We start from the raw sequence: 18477 nt of genomic DNA, 5'->3' as shown, positions 1-18477 counted from the left end.
GGCCATGCCTGGCGATCGAGGCGCACGCTGGACGGTGCGCGAGCTGTTGACCTGGACCAGCGAGCGCTTCGCCGAGCTCGGCATCGAGGACCCCCGCGTCGACGCCGAGCATCTCCTCGCCAAGGCCCTGAGCTGCTCGCGGGTCGACCTCTACCTCCAGCACGACCGCCTCCTCGACGAGGCCGAGCGCGCCCCCTTCCGCGAGCTGGTCCGCCGCCGCCTGGCGCGGGAGCCGGTGGCCTACATCGAGGGACAGCGAGGCTTTCACGCCCTCGACCTCGAGCTGCGCGTGGACCCGCGGGTGCTCGTCCCCCGCCCGGAGACCGAGCACCTCGTCGACTGGCTGCTCGAGAACCTGCGCCCGGCCCCGGCCCCGCTCATGGACGTGCTCGACGTCGGCACCGGCTCGGGGGCGATCGCGCTGGCGATCGCCAAGGCGCGCTACGAGCTGCGGGTCACCGCGGTCGACCGCAGCGCCGACGCCCTCGCCCTCGCGGCCGACAACGCGGCGCGCCTCGAGCTCGGGGAGCGCGTGCGCTTCTTGCAGTCGGACCTGCTCGACGCGGTCGAGGATCCGCCGGGGGGCTGGACGGCGATCGCGGCGAACCTGCCCTACATCCCGAGCGCGGACATCGAAGGGCTGGCGCCGGAGGTCCGCGACTGGGAGCCGCGCATGGCCCTCGATGGTGGGGCGGACGGGCTGGATCTGATCCGCCGGCTGGTGGCGCAGGTGCAGGAGCGCAAGGCGTTGGCGCCGGGGGGGTGGATCTATCTCGAGCTCGGGATCGGGCAGGCTGGGGCGGTGGAGGATGTGCTGCGGGGGGCGGGGTTCGAGGCGGTGGGGAGTCGGGTGGATTATGGGCGGATTCCTCGGATCGTGGGGGGGCGGGCTCGGTGATTGTCTGCTTTGGCAATGTGGGGGGTCATGTCTTTTTAGGAGAGGGTCGTTGACGACGGTGCAGGCGCACGGGCCAGCAGGGGACCCTTCCTGCTCAGACAGGCTCGCTGACTTTGGGGATTTGTGGTGGGGCAGATGACTACATTGATGGGAGTAGTCGCTCCGAAGGTGCTGTTGTGTACGCGAAACTCGCATGAAGGGTCCCCTGCTGTCCCTTTTGTGCGCCTCTTCGTCGGGGGGTGACTCCGCTCCGGAGAGGTGGGGGTCGCGTCTTTTTAGGAGGGAGTCGTTGACGACGGTGCAGGCGCACGGGCCAGCAGGGGACCCTTCCTGCTCAGACAGGCTCGCTGGCTTTGGGGATTTGTGGCGAGGCAGATGACTACATTGATGGGTGTAGTCGCTCCGAAGGTGGAGATTTGTACGCGAAACTCGCATGAAGGGTCCCCTGCTGTCCCTTTTGTGCGCCTCTTCGTCGGGGGGGTGACTCCGCTTCGGAGACGTGGGGGGTCGCGTCTTTTTAGGAGGGGGTCTTTGACGACGGTGCAGGCGCACGGGCCAGCAGGGGACCCTTCCTGCTCAGACAGGCTCGCTGACTTTGGGGATTTGTGGTGGGGCAGATGACTACATTGATGGGTGTAGTCGCTCCGAAGGTGGAGATTTGTACGCGAAACTCGCATGAAGGGTCCCCTGCTGTCCCTTTTGTGCGCCTCTTCGTCGGGGGGGTGACTCCGCTTCGGAGACGTGGGGGGTCGCGTCTTTTTAGGAGGGGGTCTTTGACGACGGTGCAGGCGCACGGGCCAGCAGGGGACCCTTCCTGCTCAGACAGGCTCGCTGACTTTGGGGATTTGTGGTGGGGCAGATGACTACATTGATGGGTGTAGTCGCTCCGAAGGTGGAGATTTGTACGCGAAACTCGCATGAAGGGTCCCCTGCTGTCCCTTTTGTGCGCCTCTTCTTCGGGGGGTGACTCCGCTTTGGAGAGACGAAAAATCTCGGGGGAGCCGACAACATGGGGCAGCAGACATGTAGAGCAGGTTGCTCGAGTAGGAGGCGCGCCGTTTCAGGGGTTGAAACACGATGTTTCGGGGGTATGAGACCCATATGCTTGTGGAGGACCAGATGTGCCGCGGTTGAGGCGCGCTTGACTTAATACCCTTGGGGGGTATGGGTATGGCGATGATGGACCCGCAGACCAAAGGCAAGGTCGAGGCCCGGCTCAAGCGAGTCGCAGGGCAGGTGGCTGGTGTGCAGCGCATGGTCGAAGACGACCGCTACTGCATCGACGTCCTCCTGCAGATCTCCGCGGCCCGGGCGGCCCTCGCCAAGGTCGGGAAGATCCTGCTCGAGTCTCACGTGCGCACCTGCGTGAAGTCGGCCTTCGAGAGCGAGGACGACCAAAAGCGCGACGCGAAGATCGCCGAGCTGATCCAGGTCTTCGACAAGCACTACTGAGGGAGTGGGCCATGCACGAGCACGAGAGTCATGACGAGGAAGGTGGTTGCTGCGGGCAACCGAAGGCCGAGGTGGTGGAGGAGAGGCAGGACGCAGGTGGGTGTTGCGGGGGAGGGTCGAAAGACGAGGTGGTGGAGAAGCAGGAAGCAGGCGGGTGTTGCGGGGGCGGCGGTGATGAGAAGACGCTGCGCGATCCCGTGTGCGGGATGAAGGTCGCGCCGGATGCTCCTTTGGCGCACACCCACGCGGGCACGACCTATCGCTTTTGTTCGTCGCGCTGCCTCGAGAAATTTTCTGCCGACCCGGAGCGCTACCTCGACGAGGACCGGCGGGCGGCCGAGCGGGCCAAGCCGGCGCCCGCGGGCACGATCTACACCTGCCCGATGCACCCGGAGGTCGAGGCGCCCGAGCTGACCGACTGCCCCAAGTGCGGCATGGCGCTCGAGCCCAAGGGGCGGCCGCAGCCGGCCACGCGGACCCAGTGGACCTGCCCGATGCACCCCGAGGTCGTCGAGGACGAGCCGGGCGACTGCCCCAAGTGCGGGATGGCGCTCGAGCCGACCACGGTGACCGTCGACGCCGGGGAGAACCCCGAGCTGCGCGACATGAGGCGGCGGTTTTGGATCTCCGTCGGCTCGAGCTTGCCCCTGGTCGCGCTGGTGATGATCGACATGCTGCCCAGCCGGCCGATCTCCAGCGTGCTGCCCGAGGGCGCGCGCGGGTGGATCGAGCTCGCCCTGGCCACGCCCGTGTGTCTGTGGTCGGCGTGGCCCTTCCACGTCCGGGCGGTGCGCTCGATCAAGACCATGAACCTCAACATGTTCACGCTGATCGGCATCGGCGTGGCCGTGGCCTATCTCTACAGCCTGATCGCAACGCTGGCCCCGGGGATCTTCCCGAGCTCCTTCCGGGGCGCCAAGGGTGAGGTGGCCGTCTACTTCGAGTCCGCGGCGACGATCGTCACGCTGATCTTGCTCGGCCAGGTGCTCGAGCTCGAGGCGCGGGCCCAGACCAGCGCGGCGCTCGAGAAGATCCTCGGGCTCGCGGCCAAGCACGCCCTGCGCGTGGGCGAAGACGGCAGCGAGAAGGAGGTCCCGCTGGACCAGGTCGAGGTCGGGGATCGCTTGCGCGTGCGCCCCGGCGAGAAGATCCCCGTGGACGGCGTGGTGCTCGAGGGCCGCAGCCGCGTCGACGAGTCCATGGTCACCGGCGAGCCGATCCCCGTGGCCAAGGGCCCCGAGGACGAGGTCATCGGCGCGACCGTCAACGGCACCGGCGCCCTGCTCATGCGCGCCGAGAAGGTCGGCGGCGAGACCCTGCTCTCGCGCATCGTCGACATGGTCGCCGAGGCCCAGCGCAGCCGCGCGCCGATCCAGCGCCTCGCCGACGTCGTCGCCAGCTACTTCGTCCCCGCCGTGCTGCTCAGCGCGGTCGTCACCTTCGCCGTGTGGGCCCTCGTCGGCCCCGAGCCGGCCATGGCCTACGCGCTGCTCAACGCCATCGCCGTGCTGATCATCGCCTGCCCCTGCGCCCTGGGCTTGGCCACGCCGATGTCGATCATGGTCGCCACCGGCAAGGGCGCCGGCCTGGGCGTGCTCTTCCGCGACGCCGAAGCCATCGAGGTCCTCGGCAAGGTCGACACCCTGGTCGTCGACAAGACCGGGACCTTGACCGAGGGCCGCCCCGCGCTGGTCGAGATCGAGACCTTCGGCGAGGTCGACGAGCTCGCGCTCTTGCGCGCCGCCGGGGCCCTCGAGCGCGGCAGCGAGCACCCCCTGGCCCGGGCGATCATCGAGGGCGCCCGCGAGCGCCTCGGCGGCGATGCTGCGGCCCTCCCCGAGGCCGAGGACTTCGAGTCCGAGACCGGCAAGGGCGTCCGCGGCCGCGTCGACGGCCGCAGCGTCGGCCTGGGCAACGCCGCCATGATGGAGGCCCTCGGCGTCGACTCGAAGGACGCCCAAGCCCGCGCCGAGGACCTGCGCCAGCGCGGCCACACGGTCGTCTTCGTGGCCATCGAAGGCGCCCTCGCCGGCCTCCTCGCCGTCGCCGATCCCATCAAGGAGACCACGGCCGAGGCCATCTCCCAGCTCCACCAAGAGGGCCTGCGCGTCGTCATGCTGACCGGCGACAACGAGACCACCGCCCGCGCCGTGGGCGAGCACCTGGGTATCGACGAGATCGTCGCCGGCGTCCTCCCCGATCAGAAAGCCGACAAGATCAAAGCCCTCCAGGCCGAGGGCCGCATCGTGGCCATGGCCGGCGACGGCATCAACGACGCCCCCGCCCTCGCCCGCGCCGAGGTCGGCATCGCCATGGGCACCGGCACCGACGTCGCGATGGAGAGCGCCGGCGTCACCCTGGTCAAAGGCGACCTCCGCGGCATCGTCCGCGCCCGCCGCCTGTCCAAGGCGACCATGGCCAACATCCGCCAAAACCTCTTCTTCGCCTTCATCTACAACAGCGCAGGCGTCCCCATCGCCGCCGGCGCCCTCTACCCGATCTTCGGCGTCCTGCTCAGCCCGATGATCGCCGCCGGCGCGATGAGCTTCAGCTCCGTCTCGGTGATCAGCAACGCCCTGCGCCTGCGCCGAAAAGAGATCTGAGCAGACTGCTCAGGCAGCCCACCTGCGCTCGGCGACTGATGGCGAACACTCGCGGTCAGTCGCCGAGCCAATTCCGAAGCACGCCTGAATCTAGTGTGCGAGGCAGAGGACTTGAAGGGTCTCAGGCGCCGGACCGCCGGTTGCTGACGAGGCGCGAGGAGGGAGTTTGTCGGGCACAAATGACTGACGAGCAACGAAGTCAGCGGCCGGTGCTCCAAGCCTGGGGCCCTTCAAGTCCTCTGGCGCGCACACTAGAGCGGCAGAGGAGCTGATGGGGCCCAGGCTCGAAGTCTCACCTCCAAGAGCCATCCCTCGATTGTGATCAGCGGAGAAATTTCCCGCGAAAGAAGCGCACAAAAGGGCCAGCGGGGGACCCTCTGAGCGAGTTTCGCGTACGCAATGCACAATCGAAGCAAAAGCCCTCACAAAGGAAGACGCACAAACGAGAAACGAGGGTCGGAGTCAGCGAGCTGTCTGAGCGCAGAGGGTCCCCCGCTGGCCCGTGCGCGCTCTGCCGTGAGGGAAGACCCTCGAGAAAGAACACTCGAACCCGTACGCGGCTCATCGCAGGGAAGACCCTCGAGAAAGAATACTCAAACCCGTACGCGGCTCATCGCAGAGAAGACTCTCGAAAAAGAGCACTCAAACCCTCGGTGAGGACGCTCTCAGCGCTCCCCCAAAGCCCGAGTCCCCTCCAAATTGACCGCCTCCAATTCCGGCAACCCCTCCAGCACCGAAACCCCCTCCACCGTCACCACGGTCCCCGCCAAATTCAAGCGCTCGAGCTTCTTCAACCCCAACAAATGAGGCAAGGCCGCGTCCGTAATCAACGTATGATCCAGCCGAAGATCCCGCAGATTGCTCAGCCCAGACAGCTGCTCGACCCCCTCGTCGACGAGGTCCGTATGGTCCAACTCGAGCACCTCGAGGTGCGTCAGCCCTGCCAGATGCGAGAGCCCCTGCTTGGTCACCCGCGTGTGGTGAAGCTCGAGCACCCGCAAGTTGCGGAGCTCCGCCAGAGACTCGAGCCCCTCATCGGAGATCGACGTCCCCCCCAGCAGCAGCCGCTCGAGCTTGGTCAAGGTCGCCAGCTGCCGCGCCGAGCGGTCGTCGAAGCCCTCGAGGTCGAGCTCGAGCTCGCGCAGGCCCACGAGCAGATCCAGCCCCGGCGCCTGCGGATCCTCCAGGCGCCCCGGGCCGAGGATCAGCCGGCGCAGCCGCGGCAAGCTGGCGAAGGCGGTGAACGCCTGGCCGTCGAGGTCGCGGTAGCGGATCGTCAGCGCCTCGAGGGCCTGGAGCTCGACGAGCTCGGCCAGCCCCGCCGAGCTGATGTCCGAGCGCGGCAGCTCGAGCACGCGCAGGGCCGGGAGCAGGCGCAGCAGGTGCAGGCCGCGGTCGCCAAAGCGCGGGCAGTGGCAGACGAGCTCGTCGATGGGCAGCTTGTGGATGTACTGCGGGCTGTAGTCGGTGAAGCCCAGGCCGCGCCACTCGATGCGGTGGAGCTTGTCGAGGGGCTTGAGCTGGTGCAGCGAGAAGTTGCCGATGCCCGTGTCGAGGACCGCCAGGGTCTCGAGCTCGCGGGCCTTGCCGACGAGGATCATCGTGTTGTGCCCGGCCCACGGTCCCTCGATGCGGATGTGCTGGAGGCCGCGGAGCATCGTGAAGATCTGGGCGACCGGGCTGTCGTTGGCGAGCTCGCGCAAGGTCACGCTGCTCGGCGCGATGTTGCGGGCCAGGGGCTTGAGCGCGTCGGCCTCGGCGCTGACCCGGGTCAAGGTCAGGCGGTCGAGGCCGTGGAGCTGAGACAGGCGGGCGACGGTCACCGCGTCGAGCTCGACGTCGACGAGCTCGAGGGCCTCGAGGCGCTCGCCGAAGGCCGAGAGCCCGGCGTGGAGCGCCGCCTGGCAGCCGCTGATCCGCAGCGAGCGCAGCTTGGGGGCGCGGGCGGCCACGTCGTGGAGGTCGAGGCCCTCGCAGCGCGGGTGAAGGACCGGGCCCGGGGCCTGCTCGGGCTGCTCGCCCTGATCCGACTGCGCAGAGGGGCCGACCGGAGCAGGCGCGCCCGCGCTCGTGTCTGCGCCGGGCTCGGGATCCGGCTCCGGCAGCGGGAGGGGCAAAGGGCGCTCTTGCCCGTCGATCTCGGACATGGCGAGGTCGAGCTCCTCGACCGCCGAGAGATCCAGGTCCGGATCGTCGAGCTGCGAGGCGTCGGCGATCACCAGCTTGCGGACCACGACCTGCTTGGGCTCGCCGTAGGGAGAGACCGGGGCCTCGCGGCGGGCGGCCTCGACGGCCGCCTCGCGCCCCTCGGAGATCATCGCGCCACCCTCGACGCCGCAGCGGCAGCCCACGGTGGCCAGGGCGAAGGCGGTGGTCAAGGCGGCGAGCCGAAGCCCGCCTCGTGCGCTCGAGCTCAGCACGGGAGGGCGTTTAAACGCCCTCGCGAGGCGAGGCGCAACCCAGCCGCGTCGCTCGCTAGTTCGGCGCGTCGAGGTCGACGCCGAAGAGCCGACAGGCGTTGGCGGTGGTCTGCGCGGCGAGCTCCTCGAGGGGCTCCCCGCGCAGGTCCGCGAGGCGCTCGGCGACGTCGACGATGAAGGCCGGCTCGTTGTCGACGTCCCCGCGCCCGGGGGGCGTCTGGTCCGGGGAGTCGGTCTCGATCAGCAGGCGCTCCGCAGGCGTCGCGCGGGCGGCCTCGACGACCTTGCGCGCCCCCGGGATGCATACGTTCGCGGCGAAGGACAGGTAGTGCCCGGCCTGGACCAGCGCGCGCCCGAGCTCGGCGCTGCCCGAGTAGGCGTGCATCACCGAGGGCGGCGTCGGGCGCTCGCGGAGCAGCTCGAGCATGAGCCCGTGGGCCTTCACGCAGTGGATGGTCAGGGGCATGCCCAGACGACGCGCGAGCTCGAGCTGGGCGCGGAAAACTCGAACCTGGTGCGCGCGCGCGTCGGGGTCTCGCCCAGCCCTCTGGAAGTCCAGGCCGCACTCCCCAATTGCGCACAGATGCGAGGGGGCGTTTTCTGCGCGAAGCTGTAATTCCTCCAGCTGACTTAAATACACCTCTGGGGTGAGTTTCGACACGGAATATGGGTGTATGCCGAGCGAAATGCGCACTTTTAGGTCTTCAAACTGTGGCAAATCCGCGAGCTGATCCCAGTCCTGTGCGCAAATCGCGGGCACTAGAATCGCGCGTAACCCGGCCTCTGTGGCATTTTGGACCAATTCCGTGAACCGAGGTTCATCAGTCGGCGCGGACCGCTGTATGTGTGCATGTGTGTCAAAAAAATACAATTTCACTGAATCTCTCGCGCGATTGACGCTGTGAAAAACCCGCTGTACAAGTCCTGAGTCCCCAACCCAGGAACCAAAACATGGCCAACAACAAGATCGAACGCGTCCTCCGCCACGATGGCATCGTGGCCGTTCTCGACTGGTACACCGACCCCGCCCAAGGCGGCGGCGAGCCCGAGTGGGTCGGCGACGACCGCTGGAACCCCATCGTGATGGAGGCGGTCAAGCTCCGCCAGATCGCTAGCGAGCCCTCGGTTCGCGTCCTCGTGGGTGATCACGCCGTCCTCGTCTCCGGCGACGATAAGCACGTCGTCGGCGTCGTCTTCATCAAGGGCCACCCCGTCGTGAAGTCTGTCGTTCGCATGGTGCGGCAGCTCCTCCGCCCTCGCCAGCCGCAGCCTTCCGTGTCCGTCTGAATAAAAGCGAACAGTAACCGTCGCGCGACCACGGACGGAACCGCGACAAGAACACGTGCCTCGAAGGATCGAGGCACGTGTTCTTCGTTTCGAACCCCTTCGCGAAAACCATGGGGATTTTTGGTCCTGGACCCATGGACAAGCGAGTGTCCTTTGAACCACGATCGGGCGTTTCCTGCGCGTAACTTCAGAGGGGTATCGAAGCCGAGCATGAGGGGGAAAACTTTGTTGTCACTCCGAGTGAAGATCCGCGCGTATGAACCCGCTGGCTTCGCGAGGTTTCTTCGCCCTTTTAGACCTGAACGTAATTTTACTAACTGTCATAATCGCGCACGAAGTAGATTCCGGCCGGGTCGCCCAGCGTGAAAATCGAATCGCCGAGCACGACGACAAGGCGCGCTTGTGACGGTAGCTTCGCCCGCATGCCCGGCTTCCGAAGGGCCGACGACCCAGACTTCCTCGCGGCGCTGCGCGAGCGCATTGGCGAGGCCCAGCTGCGCTCGCAGCCCGAAGACCTCGCCTACTACGGGGCCGACCGCTGCAAGGGGGGTTGGCCTGTCGCCCCCGGGGTGATCGCCCTGCCGCGCACGGTCGAGCAGGTCCAGGCGATCGTCGAGCTGTGTGCCGCGCGAGGCGTGGCGATTGTCCCCTCGGGGGGACGCACGGGGCTGACCGGGGCCGCGACGGCGACGGGCAAGGAGCTGGTGCTCTCGCTCGAGCGCCTCGACGCGATCCTCGAGGTCGACGCGACCAGCCGGCTGCTGCGCTGCCAGGCGGGCGCCACGGTCGAGGCCGTACAGCAGGCCGCGGCCGGCGTGGGTCTCGAGTACCCCGTGGACTTCGCGGCCAAGGGCTCGGCCCACATCGCGGGCTCCGTGGCGACCAACGCCGGCGGGGTCAAGGTCATCCGCCACGGGCTGACCCGCGACTGGGTCTCGGGCCTCGAGGTCGTGCTCGCCAGCGGCGAGCGCCTGAGCCTCGGCGGCGAGCTGATCAAGAACAACACCGGCTACGATCTTCGCCAGCTCTTCATCGGCTCCGAGGGCACGCTCGGGGTGATCGTCGAGCTGACCTTGAAGCTCGCCCAGCCGGCCCCGGGCCACGAGGTCGCGCTGTGTTCGCTGCGCGACGACGAGGCCCTGCTCGAGCTGTTCTCGCGGCTGCGCGCGGCCCCGCTGACGCTCTCGGCCTTCGAGTGCTTCGACCGCGGCTGCATCGATCGCGTCATCGCGCACCGCGGCGTGGCCCAGGCCGGGCCGCTCGCCGAGCTCGGGCCGATGCAGGCGCTGATCGAGATCGAGCGCGGCGCGGGCGAGGGCTCCGACGACGAACGTGACGACGCGGAGGACACGAGCCGCGACCGCCTGCTCGAGCTGCTCGCCGACGCGCAGGACGAGGGCCTGGTCCTCGACGCCGCCCTCGCCGCTGGCGAGGCCCAGGCGCGCGAGCTGTGGGCCTGGCGCGAGGACATCTCCGAGTCGCTTCACCCGCACACGCCGCACAAGGCCGACGTCGCCGTACCCGTCCGCGAGGTCGTCCGCTTCGTCGGGCGCTGGCGCGCGGCTGTCGCCGAGGCCCTCCCCGAGATCCCCGCGCTGTGCTTCGGCCACGTCGGGGACGGCAACCTCCATCTCAACTTGCTGTGCCCCGAGGGCATGGCCCTCGAGGACTTCCTGGCACGCTGTCACAGCTTCGACCCCACGCTCTACGGCCTCGTTCGGGACCACCGCGGCAGCGTCTCTGCCGAGCACGGCATCGGCCTGCTCAAGCGTGACTACCTGGGCCACACCCGGAGCGCGCGCGAGGTCGAGATCATGCGCGCGATCAAGCAGGTCTTCGATCCCACCGGCGTCCTCAACCCCGGTAAGCTCTTCCCACCCCGCTCATGATCGCCGCCTTCGACGATCTCCAGGCCGCGCTGGCCTCGGAGGAACCATGCCGCGAGCTCAGCTTGGCGCTGGGCTACAGCGAGAGCTTGCCGACCGAGCTCGTCGCGCTGACCGAGCTCCAGTCGCTGCGGGTGACCTGCGAAGACGGCGTGCTCGAGCTGCCGCCCTGGATCGGGCGCATGCGCGGGCTCAAGACCCTCGAGCTCCAGGGCAACGTCGAGGAGATCCCCGAGAGCCTCGGGGAGCTCGATACCCTGCGTCGCCTGGTGCTGCGCAGCTCGGGCACCTTCCCCCCGGTGATCGCCCAGCTACGTCGGCTGCGAGAGCTCGAGATCGAGGTCTCGAGCGTGGGCACGGCCCCCATGGCGCTCAGCGAGCTCGACCGTCTCGAGGCGCTCTACCTGCGGGTCGCTCGTCTGGACCAGGTGCCGATCGGCCTGCTCGCCCTGCCCAACTTGCGCATGCTGGTGATCGAGGCCTCGGCCAGCAAGCAGTCGGCGGTCAACGAGCTCCCGGCCATGCTCCCGGGCCTGACCCACCTCGAGGATCTGGCGATCCTCGGCTGGCGCATGTCCAACCTCCCGCCGGCGCTGCTCCAGCTGGCCGAGCTGCGCACCTTGACCCTGCGCCGCTGCGCCCTCGAGCAGCTGCCCAAGTCCTGGTCGGCGCTCACTCGCCTGCGCAAGCTCGACCTCTCGGACAACCGCCTGGCCACCTTGCCGCCGAGCATCGGCGCGCTGTCGAACCTGCGCGAGCTGGTGCTCACCGACAACCCGCTCTACGAGCTCCCGCCGCAGCTCGGCGCGCTCGAGTACCTCGAGCGCCTCGACCTCGACGGCAGCCGGCTCAAGGCCCTGCCCTCGACCCTGGGTCGGCTCCACCGCCTGCAGGTGCTCAGCGTCGCCGACACGCGCTCGCTCGCGGCGCTGCCCGAGTCGGCCGAGCTGCTGACCAAGCTCGTGCGCGTCGACCTGGCCCGCGGGGCGCTGACCGAGGTCCCCGCGTGGCTCTTCGATCTCCCGCGCCTGACCAGCCTGCGCCTCGACGGCAACAAGATCACCGCGCTGCCCGAGAACCTGCTCAACAACGACACGATCACCCACCTCAGCGTGGGCGATAACCCGCTGCGCGAGGACCAGCGCCGGGCCCTGGAGCGCTACCGCCGGGCCCGCGACGAGGTCGAGCGGCCCATCGACCTGCTCGGGGTCTGATGTCGACGCGCGACGACCACGGCGAGGGGGCGGCGCTCGACCGGCCCCCGCGGACCCTGGCCGAGCTGCTCGCGGCGCTGCCCGAGGGCCTGGCCGCGGGCGCCCGGACCCACGCGCTGCGCGACGAGCCGGGCCGCGTGGTCCTCGGTCCGCTGCGCGACGACTCGCGCGCGGTCGCGGCAGGAGACGCCTTCGTGGCGGTGCCCGGAGCGACCCACGACGGTCACGCCTTCTTGGCCCAGGTCGCGGCGGCCGGCGCAGGCCTGGGCATCGTCGAGGCCGGGCGCTTCGCCGAGGCGGCTCGCCGCGAGCCGACCCTGGCCGCGCTCCCGCGCCTCGAGCTCGACGACGTGGCGGCCGCGCTGCCCGAGCTGGCCGCGACCTGGCACGGCCGCCCCGGGGAGCACATGCGCCTCGCCGGCGTCACCGGGACCAACGGCAAGACCACCGTGGCCCACCTGCTCGCGGCCATCCTGCGCGCGGCGGGGCGCCCCCACCTGCGGCTGGGGACCACGGGCAACTGGCTCGTCGACCACGAAGATCGGGCGGGCTTCACCACGCCCTTCCCCGTGGAGCTCCAGGCGCTGCTCGCCCGCGCGCGGGCGGCCGGCGCGAGCGAGGGGGTCATGGAGGTGTCCTCGCACGCCCTCGCGCAGGGCCGCGTCCGCCCGCTTCGCTACCGCGCCGTGGGGCTGACCAGCTTCAGCCAAGACCACCTCGACTATCACCCGAGCATGGCGGCCTACCTGGCGGCCAAGTGTCTGCTGGCGAGCGAGCACGCGGATCCGCAGGGCGTGGCCGTGGCGCCGAGCAGCCAGGGCGAGGCGACGCGGGCGTTCTTGGCGGCCGCGGCCGAGGCCGGGGTCGCGCGGCGCTGGACCTGCGCCCGGGAAGACGACGGCGCCAGCGAGCTGCGCGTGCTCGCCCGCCGCGAGCCCGGGCCCAAGGCCGGCCTGGCGGCGCGGGTGCTGACTCCCGCGGGCGAGCTCGAGCTGCGCTCGCCCTTGGTCGGCGCCTTCAACCTCGACAACTTGCTGGTGAGCCTGGGCCTCGCGCTCGGCCTGGACATCGAGCTCGAGCTCGCGGGCGCGGCCCTGGCCGAGGCGACCGGCGCCCCGGGCCGCCTCGAGCGCGTGCTCGCCGGCGACGGCCGCCCCGGGCCTGCGGTCTACGTGGACTATGCCCACACGCCCGACGCCGTGGCGCGCTCGCTCGAGGCTCTGCGCCCGGTCACCCGCGGCGCGCTGATCGTCGTGCTCGGCTGCGGGGGCGACCGCGACCCGAGCAAGCGACCGCTCATGGGGCGAAGCGCGAGCGAGGGCGCCGACCGCTTCATCGCGACCTCCGACAACCCGCGCAGCGAGGACCCGGAGGCGATCGTGGATCAGATGGTCGCCGGGGCGGACCCCTCGGGCGCGACCCTCGTCCGCGAGCTCGACCGCGCCGCGGCCATCGCCTTGGCGATCGCCGAGGCCGGCCCCGACGATGTCGTGCTGATCGCCGGCAAGGGCCACGAGGACTATCAGATCCTCGGTGACACCAAGATCCACTTCGACGACCGCGAGCACGCCAAAGCGGCGCTGCTGGGTTGAAGGGGCTTTCGCGCCCCAAACGCTCACCTCATCGGCGAGTGGGCTCAGGGCGTCGTGGCCCAGTCCGGGAGGGCGGACTCGGCGGAGACTGCTTCGCCGGAGAGGGGGTGCTCGAAGTCGAGGCGGTAGGCGTGCAGGCGCAGCGGCTCGATCTCTCGCTCGCCTCGGCCGGCTTCGGCGCTGGTCTCGGGGCTGGGGCCGTAGCGGTGATCCCCGACCACGGGGAAGCCCAGGTGCGCCGCGTGGGCGCGGATCTGGTGGGTGCGCCCGGTCTCGAGCTCGGCCTCGAGCAGGTCTTCGCCCACGTCCTCGAAGCGGGCGAGGCGACGAAAGTGGGTGCGCGCGGACTGGGCGTTGGGGTCGCCGGCGTCGGCGATCGCGACCCCGGACTTGCGCTCGACCAGGGCGGCGTCGCAGGTGATCGCCTCGGGGGCCTGGCCGCGCACGCGCACGCGGTAGCGTCGGCGCACGCTGTGCTCGACGAACTGCTTGTGCAGCGACTTGTTGGCGATGTCGCGGATCGTGAACAGCACCAGCCCCGACGCGCCGCGGTCGAGGCGGTGGACCACGCCCACGTAGGGTCGGGTCACGCCCTCGGCCTCGAGGCGGTGGATCAGCGCCTCGCTCAGGCAGCCCACGGCGGTCTCGCGCCGCGGCGTGACCGGGACGCCCGGGGGCTTGTCGAGGATCACGAAGTCCTCGCTGCGCAGCACGAAGCTCAGGGACTGGGGGTCGAGGGGCTCGGCGTCGAGGGCCTCGGGGTAGACGGTGATCCGCTCCCCGGGGGCGACGCGGACCTGGGGCAGGCGCACGCGCAGGCGGTTGATGTACACGCCGCCGGCGAGCACGAGCTTGGTCGCGCGCTCGCGGTCGAGCTTGCGCATGCGCCGGAGCAGCACGTTGCGCAAGGTCATGCCCTCTTCTTGGGGGATGATCCGAAAGCGCTTGAAGGCGGCGGCCTGAGCAGACACGGCGCTCACGATTGTACCCGGCGCAGCTCGGCGGCCAGCTCGCGCAGGCGCGGGGCCTCGACCGTGGTCACGTCGCCACAAAAATTGCAGCGCACCTCGGTCTGCTCCTGCTCGTCGGCGAGCTGCTCGAGGTCCGCGGCGCCGAGGGTCGAGAGCACGCTCAGGGCGCGCTCGGGGCCGCAGGGGCAGTCGAAGCGGACCGGGTGCTGGAGCATGTCACGGTGCGGCTCGCCGCCCAGGGCCAGGCCGACCAGCTCGCTGGGCTCGCGGTCGTGGGCGGTGACGAGCTGGCGCAGGCCGGCGACCAGGCGCTCGCGGACCGGCGCGAGCAGAGCCGGGTCGGCGCCGGGGAAAGCCTGGACCAGGACCCCGGCGGCGCGCAGGACCTCGAGGTCCTGGCCGAGCACGACCTCCGTGCGCAGCACCGAGGGCAGCTGCTCGCTGTGCGCGAGGTAGTGCTCGATGTCCTCGTCGACCTCGCCGCTGACCAGCTCGACGCTGCCCTGATAGGGCCGGGCCAGGCCGAGGTCGCGGGTGATCACCAGGTAGCCGCGGGCGCCCACGGCCAGCGCCGTGGACGGGCGAGAGCCGTCGGCCGTGTCGCGCAGGACCGCCGCCGGGCTGCCCTCGGGCAGGCGTGACGAGAGGCAGGCCCGGACCCGCCCGTCGCCGTGGCCGTCGATGATCAGCTGACCGATGGGTCCACCGCCGTGGACCTGGAGGCGCACGCGCTCGTCTTTGGCCTTCGCCAAGGTCGCGAGCAGGGCACCGGCCGTCATCGCGCGGCCGATGGCCAGAGCCTCGACACCCCGGGCCGCCTGGCGACGGCAGGCCTCGCGCACGCTGAGGGTGGTGGTGGCCGCGACCACCCGCATGGTCTCGGGCTGGTTGATGGCGCGCAGGAGGGCGTCCATGGCGGGGGAGGGTACTGGTCGGCCCCAAAAGACACGAGGGCCCGGAAGGCGCCGCGAGAATTTAATTTTGACAGCGTCTACTGTAACGGTTACTGGTGGTTCAGTTGGATCATCGATCCACTGAAGAGGTCACATGTTTGCTGAAAGCACAGTGAATTCAAATATTTATGAGCATAAATCGACTCCGCGCTGGTCCAGCGATGCCGAGCGGTTTCGCTCTTTTGGCCAGGCCATCGACCAGATCCGCGACCAGGCCAAGGCCCGAGTCGGCGAGGAGGACCTCGTCCGCGTCCGCCGCCTGGACCGCTTTTCGCGGGCCTGCGAGGTCGTCGGGCGCGCCCTGATCGCCGTCGGCCCCGGACCGGTGGCCTTCGGTGCCGGGGTCCTGAGCTTGTGGGTGCACAAGCAGCTCCAGGCCACGGAGATCGGCCACACGGCGCTGCACGGCGCCTACAACCAACTCGAGGGCGCGGGCCGCTTCCACAGCCGGCGCTTTCGCTGGCAGATCCCCATCGACGAGGCGTCTTGGATCCGCGGCCACAACGGCAAGCACCACGGCCTGACCAACGTCGCCGACGTGGACCCCGACATCGAGTTCGGGCCGGTGCGGCTGACCACCGACGCGCCCCACCGGCCGCGGCACTACTTCCAGCTGCCCTTCACGCTCTTCGTGCTCTTCCCGGCCTTCGGCGCCCTGATGAACCTGCACTTCACCGGGGCCACGGACTTCATCCACGGACGCGTGCCGCGGACCTGGTCGGCCGCGCGCCTGGCCGCGGGCCGGACCTTGCGCAAGTACCTGCCCTACTACGGCAAGGAGCTGCTGCTGCTCCCGGCCCTGGCGGCGGGCATGGGCGCGCTGGTCTACGGGCCGCTCCTGGCCCCGTGGATCTTCGCTCGAGCCGCGGCCGGCAGCCTCGCCTCGGAGCTGCTGCGCGACCTCTACTCGGCGGCCACGATCTTTTGCGGTCACGTGGGTGAGGACACGGCGCACTACGCAGAGGGCACGCGGCCACGGAGCAAGGGGGAGCGCTACGCCATGCAGGTCGAGGCGAGCAACAACTTCTCGGTCCCGCGTCCGCTCTCGGTGCTCTGCGGGGGTCTCGACTTGCAGATCGAGCACCACCTCTTTCCCACCCTCGCGCCCGAGCGCCTGCGAGAGATCGCCCCGGCGGTCCGCGCGGCCGCCCGCGAGCATGGTGTAGACTACCGCTGCGCGAGCTGGCCGCGGACCCTGGCCATGGCCCTCGCGCAGGTCGCCCGCTTGAGCTTCGTGCAGCCCGAAGAGCTGGCAGGAGCCAAGTCATGACCGCCGCCGCTCTCCCCTGGGTCCGGCTCTTTCCCATGGCCCGCGCCCGCAAAGAACGCGACAGCAAGCCCAAGAAGCGGAGCTCCCGGCGCGCGCGAAAGCGTGAGGCCGAGGCGAGCGCGCCCGCTGTGGCCGCCACCGGCGGGACGCCCGAGCCCGAGTCCGAGCCCGAGTCCGAGCCCGACGAGGGAAGCGATCAGGTCGAGGCTGGGCCCGAAGAAGAAGAGGCGCCCTCGTACACCATCGACGAGCTCGCCGCGCACACCGGGGTGCCCAGCCGGACCATCCGCTTTTACCAGTCCAGCAGCGTGCTGCCGAAGCCAGAAAAGCGCGGGCGCGTGGCCTACTACGGCCCCGAGCACGTCGAGCGCCTGCGGCTGATCGGCCAGCTCCAGGATCGTGGCCTGCGCATGCGGGCGATCCGGACCCTGGTCGAGCAGCTCGACACCGGGGAGCTCGCCCTCCAGGAGTGGCTCGGCCTCGAGGAGCAGCTGTCCTCGGCCTGGGTCGACGACACCCCCCAGGTCCTCGACCGCGCCGCCCTGGGCGAGCGCCTCGGGGAGCGCCGGCCCGGCTTCCTGGCCGAGCTCGGGCGCCAGGGTCTGGTCGAGGCCCGGGGCGACGACGCCTACCTGCTGCCCAGCCCCAGCATGTTGCAGATCGCCCTCGCCCTCGAGGACGCCGGGGTCTCTCTCGAGATCGCCGCCGGGGCCCAGGCCATCCTCGCCCGCCACCTCGGCAAGGCCGCGAGCGAGCTCGCCGAGTACTTCGTCGAGCACGCCGGCTCGGGCTTCGGCCAGGGCAAGAGCGTCGCCGGTGTGACGGCCGCCTTCCTCGAGCTGCGCAGCCTCGGGCTCGAGGCCGTGCGCTTGCTCTTCGCCCGTGAGATGGAGCAGGTGCTGCGTCACATGGTCGAGACGGGCTCCGCCGCGCGGATCGACAAGAAGCGCCGGCGTCGGCGGGGCTGAGCGGGGTCCCTCCTGGCGGGTCCCTCCCAGAGGGGGACCTCCCAGAGGGGGACCTCCCGGCGGGGCCTGGCGAGTTCGCGTGAAAATTTCAGATCCGCGGGCCTCGGCCTAGCCTCGGCCCCATGCCGCGCTTTTTCGTCGGGCTCCGCCGCGCTCTGCTCGCTTCTTTCATGCTCGCCTCGGGCCTCGCCGGGCAGGGCTGCGCCACCGGCGACGGCATGACCGAGAAGCTCTACGACACCACCAGGGCCTACAATCGCTCGCTGCGCTGGGGCGACTGGGACCGCGCGGCCGAGCACCTGCCGCGGGCCTCGGCCGACGCCTTCATCGAGTCGCACCAGGCCGTCGAGGACGAGCTGGTGGTCATCGACTACCGCATGACCCGGCTCGAGATCGACAAGCAAGGCGGCGTGGCGGCCTCTCAGGCGGAGATCGACTGGCACACCAAGCGGGATCTGGTCGTGCGCAGCACCACCGTGGAGCACCTGTGGCAGTGGCACGGGGGCCGCTGGGTGCTCGTCGACGAGCGCCGCAGCAGCGGTCGGCCGCTGTCGATCTTCGCCGAGGTCCAAGAGGGCGACGCGCACCCCTGGCTGCCGGGCCTCGAGGCCTATCGTGACCAGAACGCCATCGGCCTCGAGCCCGCCGAGAAGCGCAAGCGTGAGCGTGAGCAACGTAAGAGCGACGAGCAGGGGCCCCGGGAAGACGGCATCTACTCCCTGGACGACCTGCACAGCATGCCTTCGCAGCGCCGCCCTGCGAGCCTCAACTGAGCCGCTTTCGCCGGCCGAGGTCCGAGCCGGGTGACCGCTGCGTGACCCGAGCGTGGAGGTCATGAATGCTCGCTCACGGGCTCGGCCTCGCGGGAGGCGCAAAGTCGCCGATCAGGCGTACAGCCTGCTCTCCTGTACCATTTCGCCCCGTGTCGACTCCCCGGTGCAAGCCGGGCTCACAACCGTTAGG

15 protein-coding genes are annotated in these 18477 nt (G+C 69.9%); 11 read left to right on the top strand and 4 right to left on the bottom strand.

The genetic code is table 11. The annotated features are described in order from the left end of the window. Positions 1–4: 4 nt before the first annotated feature. From prmC to G6O69_RS09380, 3 genes are all read left to right on the top strand, one after another. Positions 5–898 carry a peptide chain release factor N(5)-glutamine methyltransferase gene (gene prmC, locus G6O69_RS09390; protein WP_172303181.1) on the top strand — a complete coding sequence of 298 codons (894 nt, stop codon included), beginning with the start codon at positions 5–7 and terminating at the stop codon, positions 896–898. A gap of 1164 nt (positions 899–2062) precedes the next feature. Next, positions 2063–2350 (top strand): metal-sensitive transcriptional regulator, encoded by a 288-nt coding sequence (locus G6O69_RS09385; protein WP_217909800.1) that lies wholly within the window; start codon positions 2063–2065, stop codon positions 2348–2350. 11 nt (positions 2351–2361) lie between these two features. Next, positions 2362–4953: a heavy metal translocating P-type ATPase gene (locus G6O69_RS09380; protein WP_172303179.1), complete on the top strand. Its 2592-nt coding sequence runs from the start codon at positions 2362–2364 to the stop codon at positions 4951–4953. Positions 4954–5618: 665 nt separating this feature from the next. Here G6O69_RS09380 and G6O69_RS09375 read toward each other — a convergent pair. Continuing rightward, the gene (locus tag G6O69_RS09375; protein WP_217909799.1) at positions 5619–7373 is read right to left on the bottom strand and encodes a hypothetical protein; all 1755 of its coding nucleotides are present in this window, start codon (positions 7371–7373) and stop codon (positions 5619–5621) included. Positions 7374–7428: 55 nt separating this feature from the next. Continuing rightward, a complete protein-coding gene (locus G6O69_RS09370) occupies positions 7429–8250 on the bottom strand; it encodes a TatD family hydrolase (protein ID WP_172303177.1) in 822 nt (273 codons plus the stop codon). 119 nt (positions 8251–8369) lie between these two features. Here G6O69_RS09370 and G6O69_RS09365 point away from each other — a divergent pair, with 119 nt between their 5' ends. The 5 genes from G6O69_RS09365 (at position 8370) to G6O69_RS09345 (ending at position 13352) form a co-directional block, all read left to right on the top strand. After that, a complete protein-coding gene (locus G6O69_RS09365) occupies positions 8370–8660 on the top strand; it encodes a hypothetical protein (protein ID WP_176396733.1) in 291 nt (96 codons plus the stop codon). A 256-nt stretch (positions 8661–8916) separates the two neighbouring features. Further along, positions 8917–9066 (top strand): hypothetical protein, encoded by a 150-nt coding sequence (locus G6O69_RS09360; protein ID WP_172303175.1) that lies wholly within the window; start codon positions 8917–8919, stop codon positions 9064–9066. Positions 9067–9082: 16 nt separating this feature from the next. Next, positions 9083–10549 carry an FAD-binding oxidoreductase gene (locus G6O69_RS09355; protein ID WP_172303174.1) on the top strand — a complete coding sequence of 489 codons (1467 nt, stop codon included), beginning with the start codon at positions 9083–9085 and terminating at the stop codon, positions 10547–10549. Continuing rightward, complete coding sequence (locus G6O69_RS09350) at positions 10546–11760, top strand: leucine-rich repeat domain-containing protein (RefSeq protein WP_172303173.1); 1215 nt, start codon at positions 10546–10548, stop codon at positions 11758–11760. The genes G6O69_RS09355 and G6O69_RS09350 overlap by 4 nt, the downstream gene beginning before the upstream one ends. Next, on the top strand, positions 11760–13352 hold the full coding sequence (locus G6O69_RS09345; protein ID WP_172303172.1) for a UDP-N-acetylmuramoyl-L-alanyl-D-glutamate--2,6-diaminopimelate ligase: 1593 nt from the start codon (positions 11760–11762) through the stop codon (positions 13350–13352). The genes G6O69_RS09350 and G6O69_RS09345 overlap by 1 nt, the downstream gene beginning before the upstream one ends. A gap of 44 nt (positions 13353–13396) precedes the next feature. Here the strand turns inward: G6O69_RS09345 and G6O69_RS09340 are convergent, their stop codons facing one another. Both G6O69_RS09340 and G6O69_RS09335 read right to left on the bottom strand, forming a co-directional pair. After that, positions 13397–14332 carry an RluA family pseudouridine synthase gene (locus G6O69_RS09340; protein ID WP_176396732.1) on the bottom strand — a complete coding sequence of 312 codons (936 nt, stop codon included), beginning with the start codon at positions 14330–14332 and terminating at the stop codon, positions 13397–13399. Beyond that, complete coding sequence (locus G6O69_RS09335; RefSeq protein WP_172303170.1) at positions 14329–15237, bottom strand: Hsp33 family molecular chaperone HslO; 909 nt, start codon at positions 15235–15237, stop codon at positions 14329–14331. The genes G6O69_RS09340 and G6O69_RS09335 overlap by 4 nt, the downstream gene beginning before the upstream one ends. A 151-nt stretch (positions 15238–15388) precedes the next feature. Here G6O69_RS09335 and G6O69_RS09330 point away from each other — a divergent pair, with 151 nt between their 5' ends. From G6O69_RS09330 to G6O69_RS09320, 3 genes are all read left to right on the top strand, one after another. After that, positions 15389–16546, top strand: coding sequence for a fatty acid desaturase (locus G6O69_RS09330; protein ID WP_172303169.1), 1158 nt, complete (start codon positions 15389–15391; stop codon positions 16544–16546). Further along, positions 16543–17514, top strand: coding sequence for a MerR family transcriptional regulator (locus tag G6O69_RS09325; protein ID WP_172303168.1), 972 nt, complete (start codon positions 16543–16545; stop codon positions 17512–17514). The genes G6O69_RS09330 and G6O69_RS09325 overlap by 4 nt, the downstream gene beginning before the upstream one ends. Before the next feature lie 122 nt (positions 17515–17636). Beyond that, on the top strand, positions 17637–18287 hold the full coding sequence (locus G6O69_RS09320; protein ID WP_172303167.1) for a hypothetical protein: 651 nt from the start codon (positions 17637–17639) through the stop codon (positions 18285–18287). Positions 18288–18477 lie beyond the last annotated feature (190 nt).

Source organism: Pseudenhygromyxa sp. WMMC2535 (assembly GCF_011083025.2).
Note: the sequence above shows the minus strand (reverse complement) of the source record. Positions and strands in the feature narration are given on the sequence as shown.

Excerpts from the sequence above, each read along its gene's own strand:
- prmC (WP_172303181.1), top strand. The coding sequence starts at position 5 with ATGCCTGGCGATCGAGGCGCACGCTGGACGGTGCGCGAGCTGTTGACC.
- G6O69_RS09385 (WP_217909800.1), top strand. The coding sequence starts at position 2,063 with ATGGGTATGGCGATGATGGACCCGCAGACCAAAGGCAAGGTCGAGGCC.
- G6O69_RS09380 (WP_172303179.1), top strand. The coding sequence starts at position 2,362 with ATGCACGAGCACGAGAGTCATGACGAGGAAGGTGGTTGCTGCGGGCAA.
- G6O69_RS09360 (WP_172303175.1), top strand. The coding sequence starts at position 8,917 with ATGAACCCGCTGGCTTCGCGAGGTTTCTTCGCCCTTTTAGACCTGAAC.
- G6O69_RS09355 (WP_172303174.1), top strand. The coding sequence starts at position 9,083 with ATGCCCGGCTTCCGAAGGGCCGACGACCCAGACTTCCTCGCGGCGCTG.
- G6O69_RS09350 (WP_172303173.1), top strand. The coding sequence starts at position 10,546 with ATGATCGCCGCCTTCGACGATCTCCAGGCCGCGCTGGCCTCGGAGGAA.
- G6O69_RS09345 (WP_172303172.1), top strand. The coding sequence starts at position 11,760 with ATGTCGACGCGCGACGACCACGGCGAGGGGGCGGCGCTCGACCGGCCC.
- G6O69_RS09335 (WP_172303170.1), bottom strand. The coding sequence starts at position 15,237 with ATGGACGCCCTCCTGCGCGCCATCAACCAGCCCGAGACCATGCGGGTG.
- G6O69_RS09325 (WP_172303168.1), top strand. The coding sequence starts at position 16,543 with ATGACCGCCGCCGCTCTCCCCTGGGTCCGGCTCTTTCCCATGGCCCGC.
- G6O69_RS09320 (WP_172303167.1), top strand. The coding sequence starts at position 17,637 with ATGCCGCGCTTTTTCGTCGGGCTCCGCCGCGCTCTGCTCGCTTCTTTC.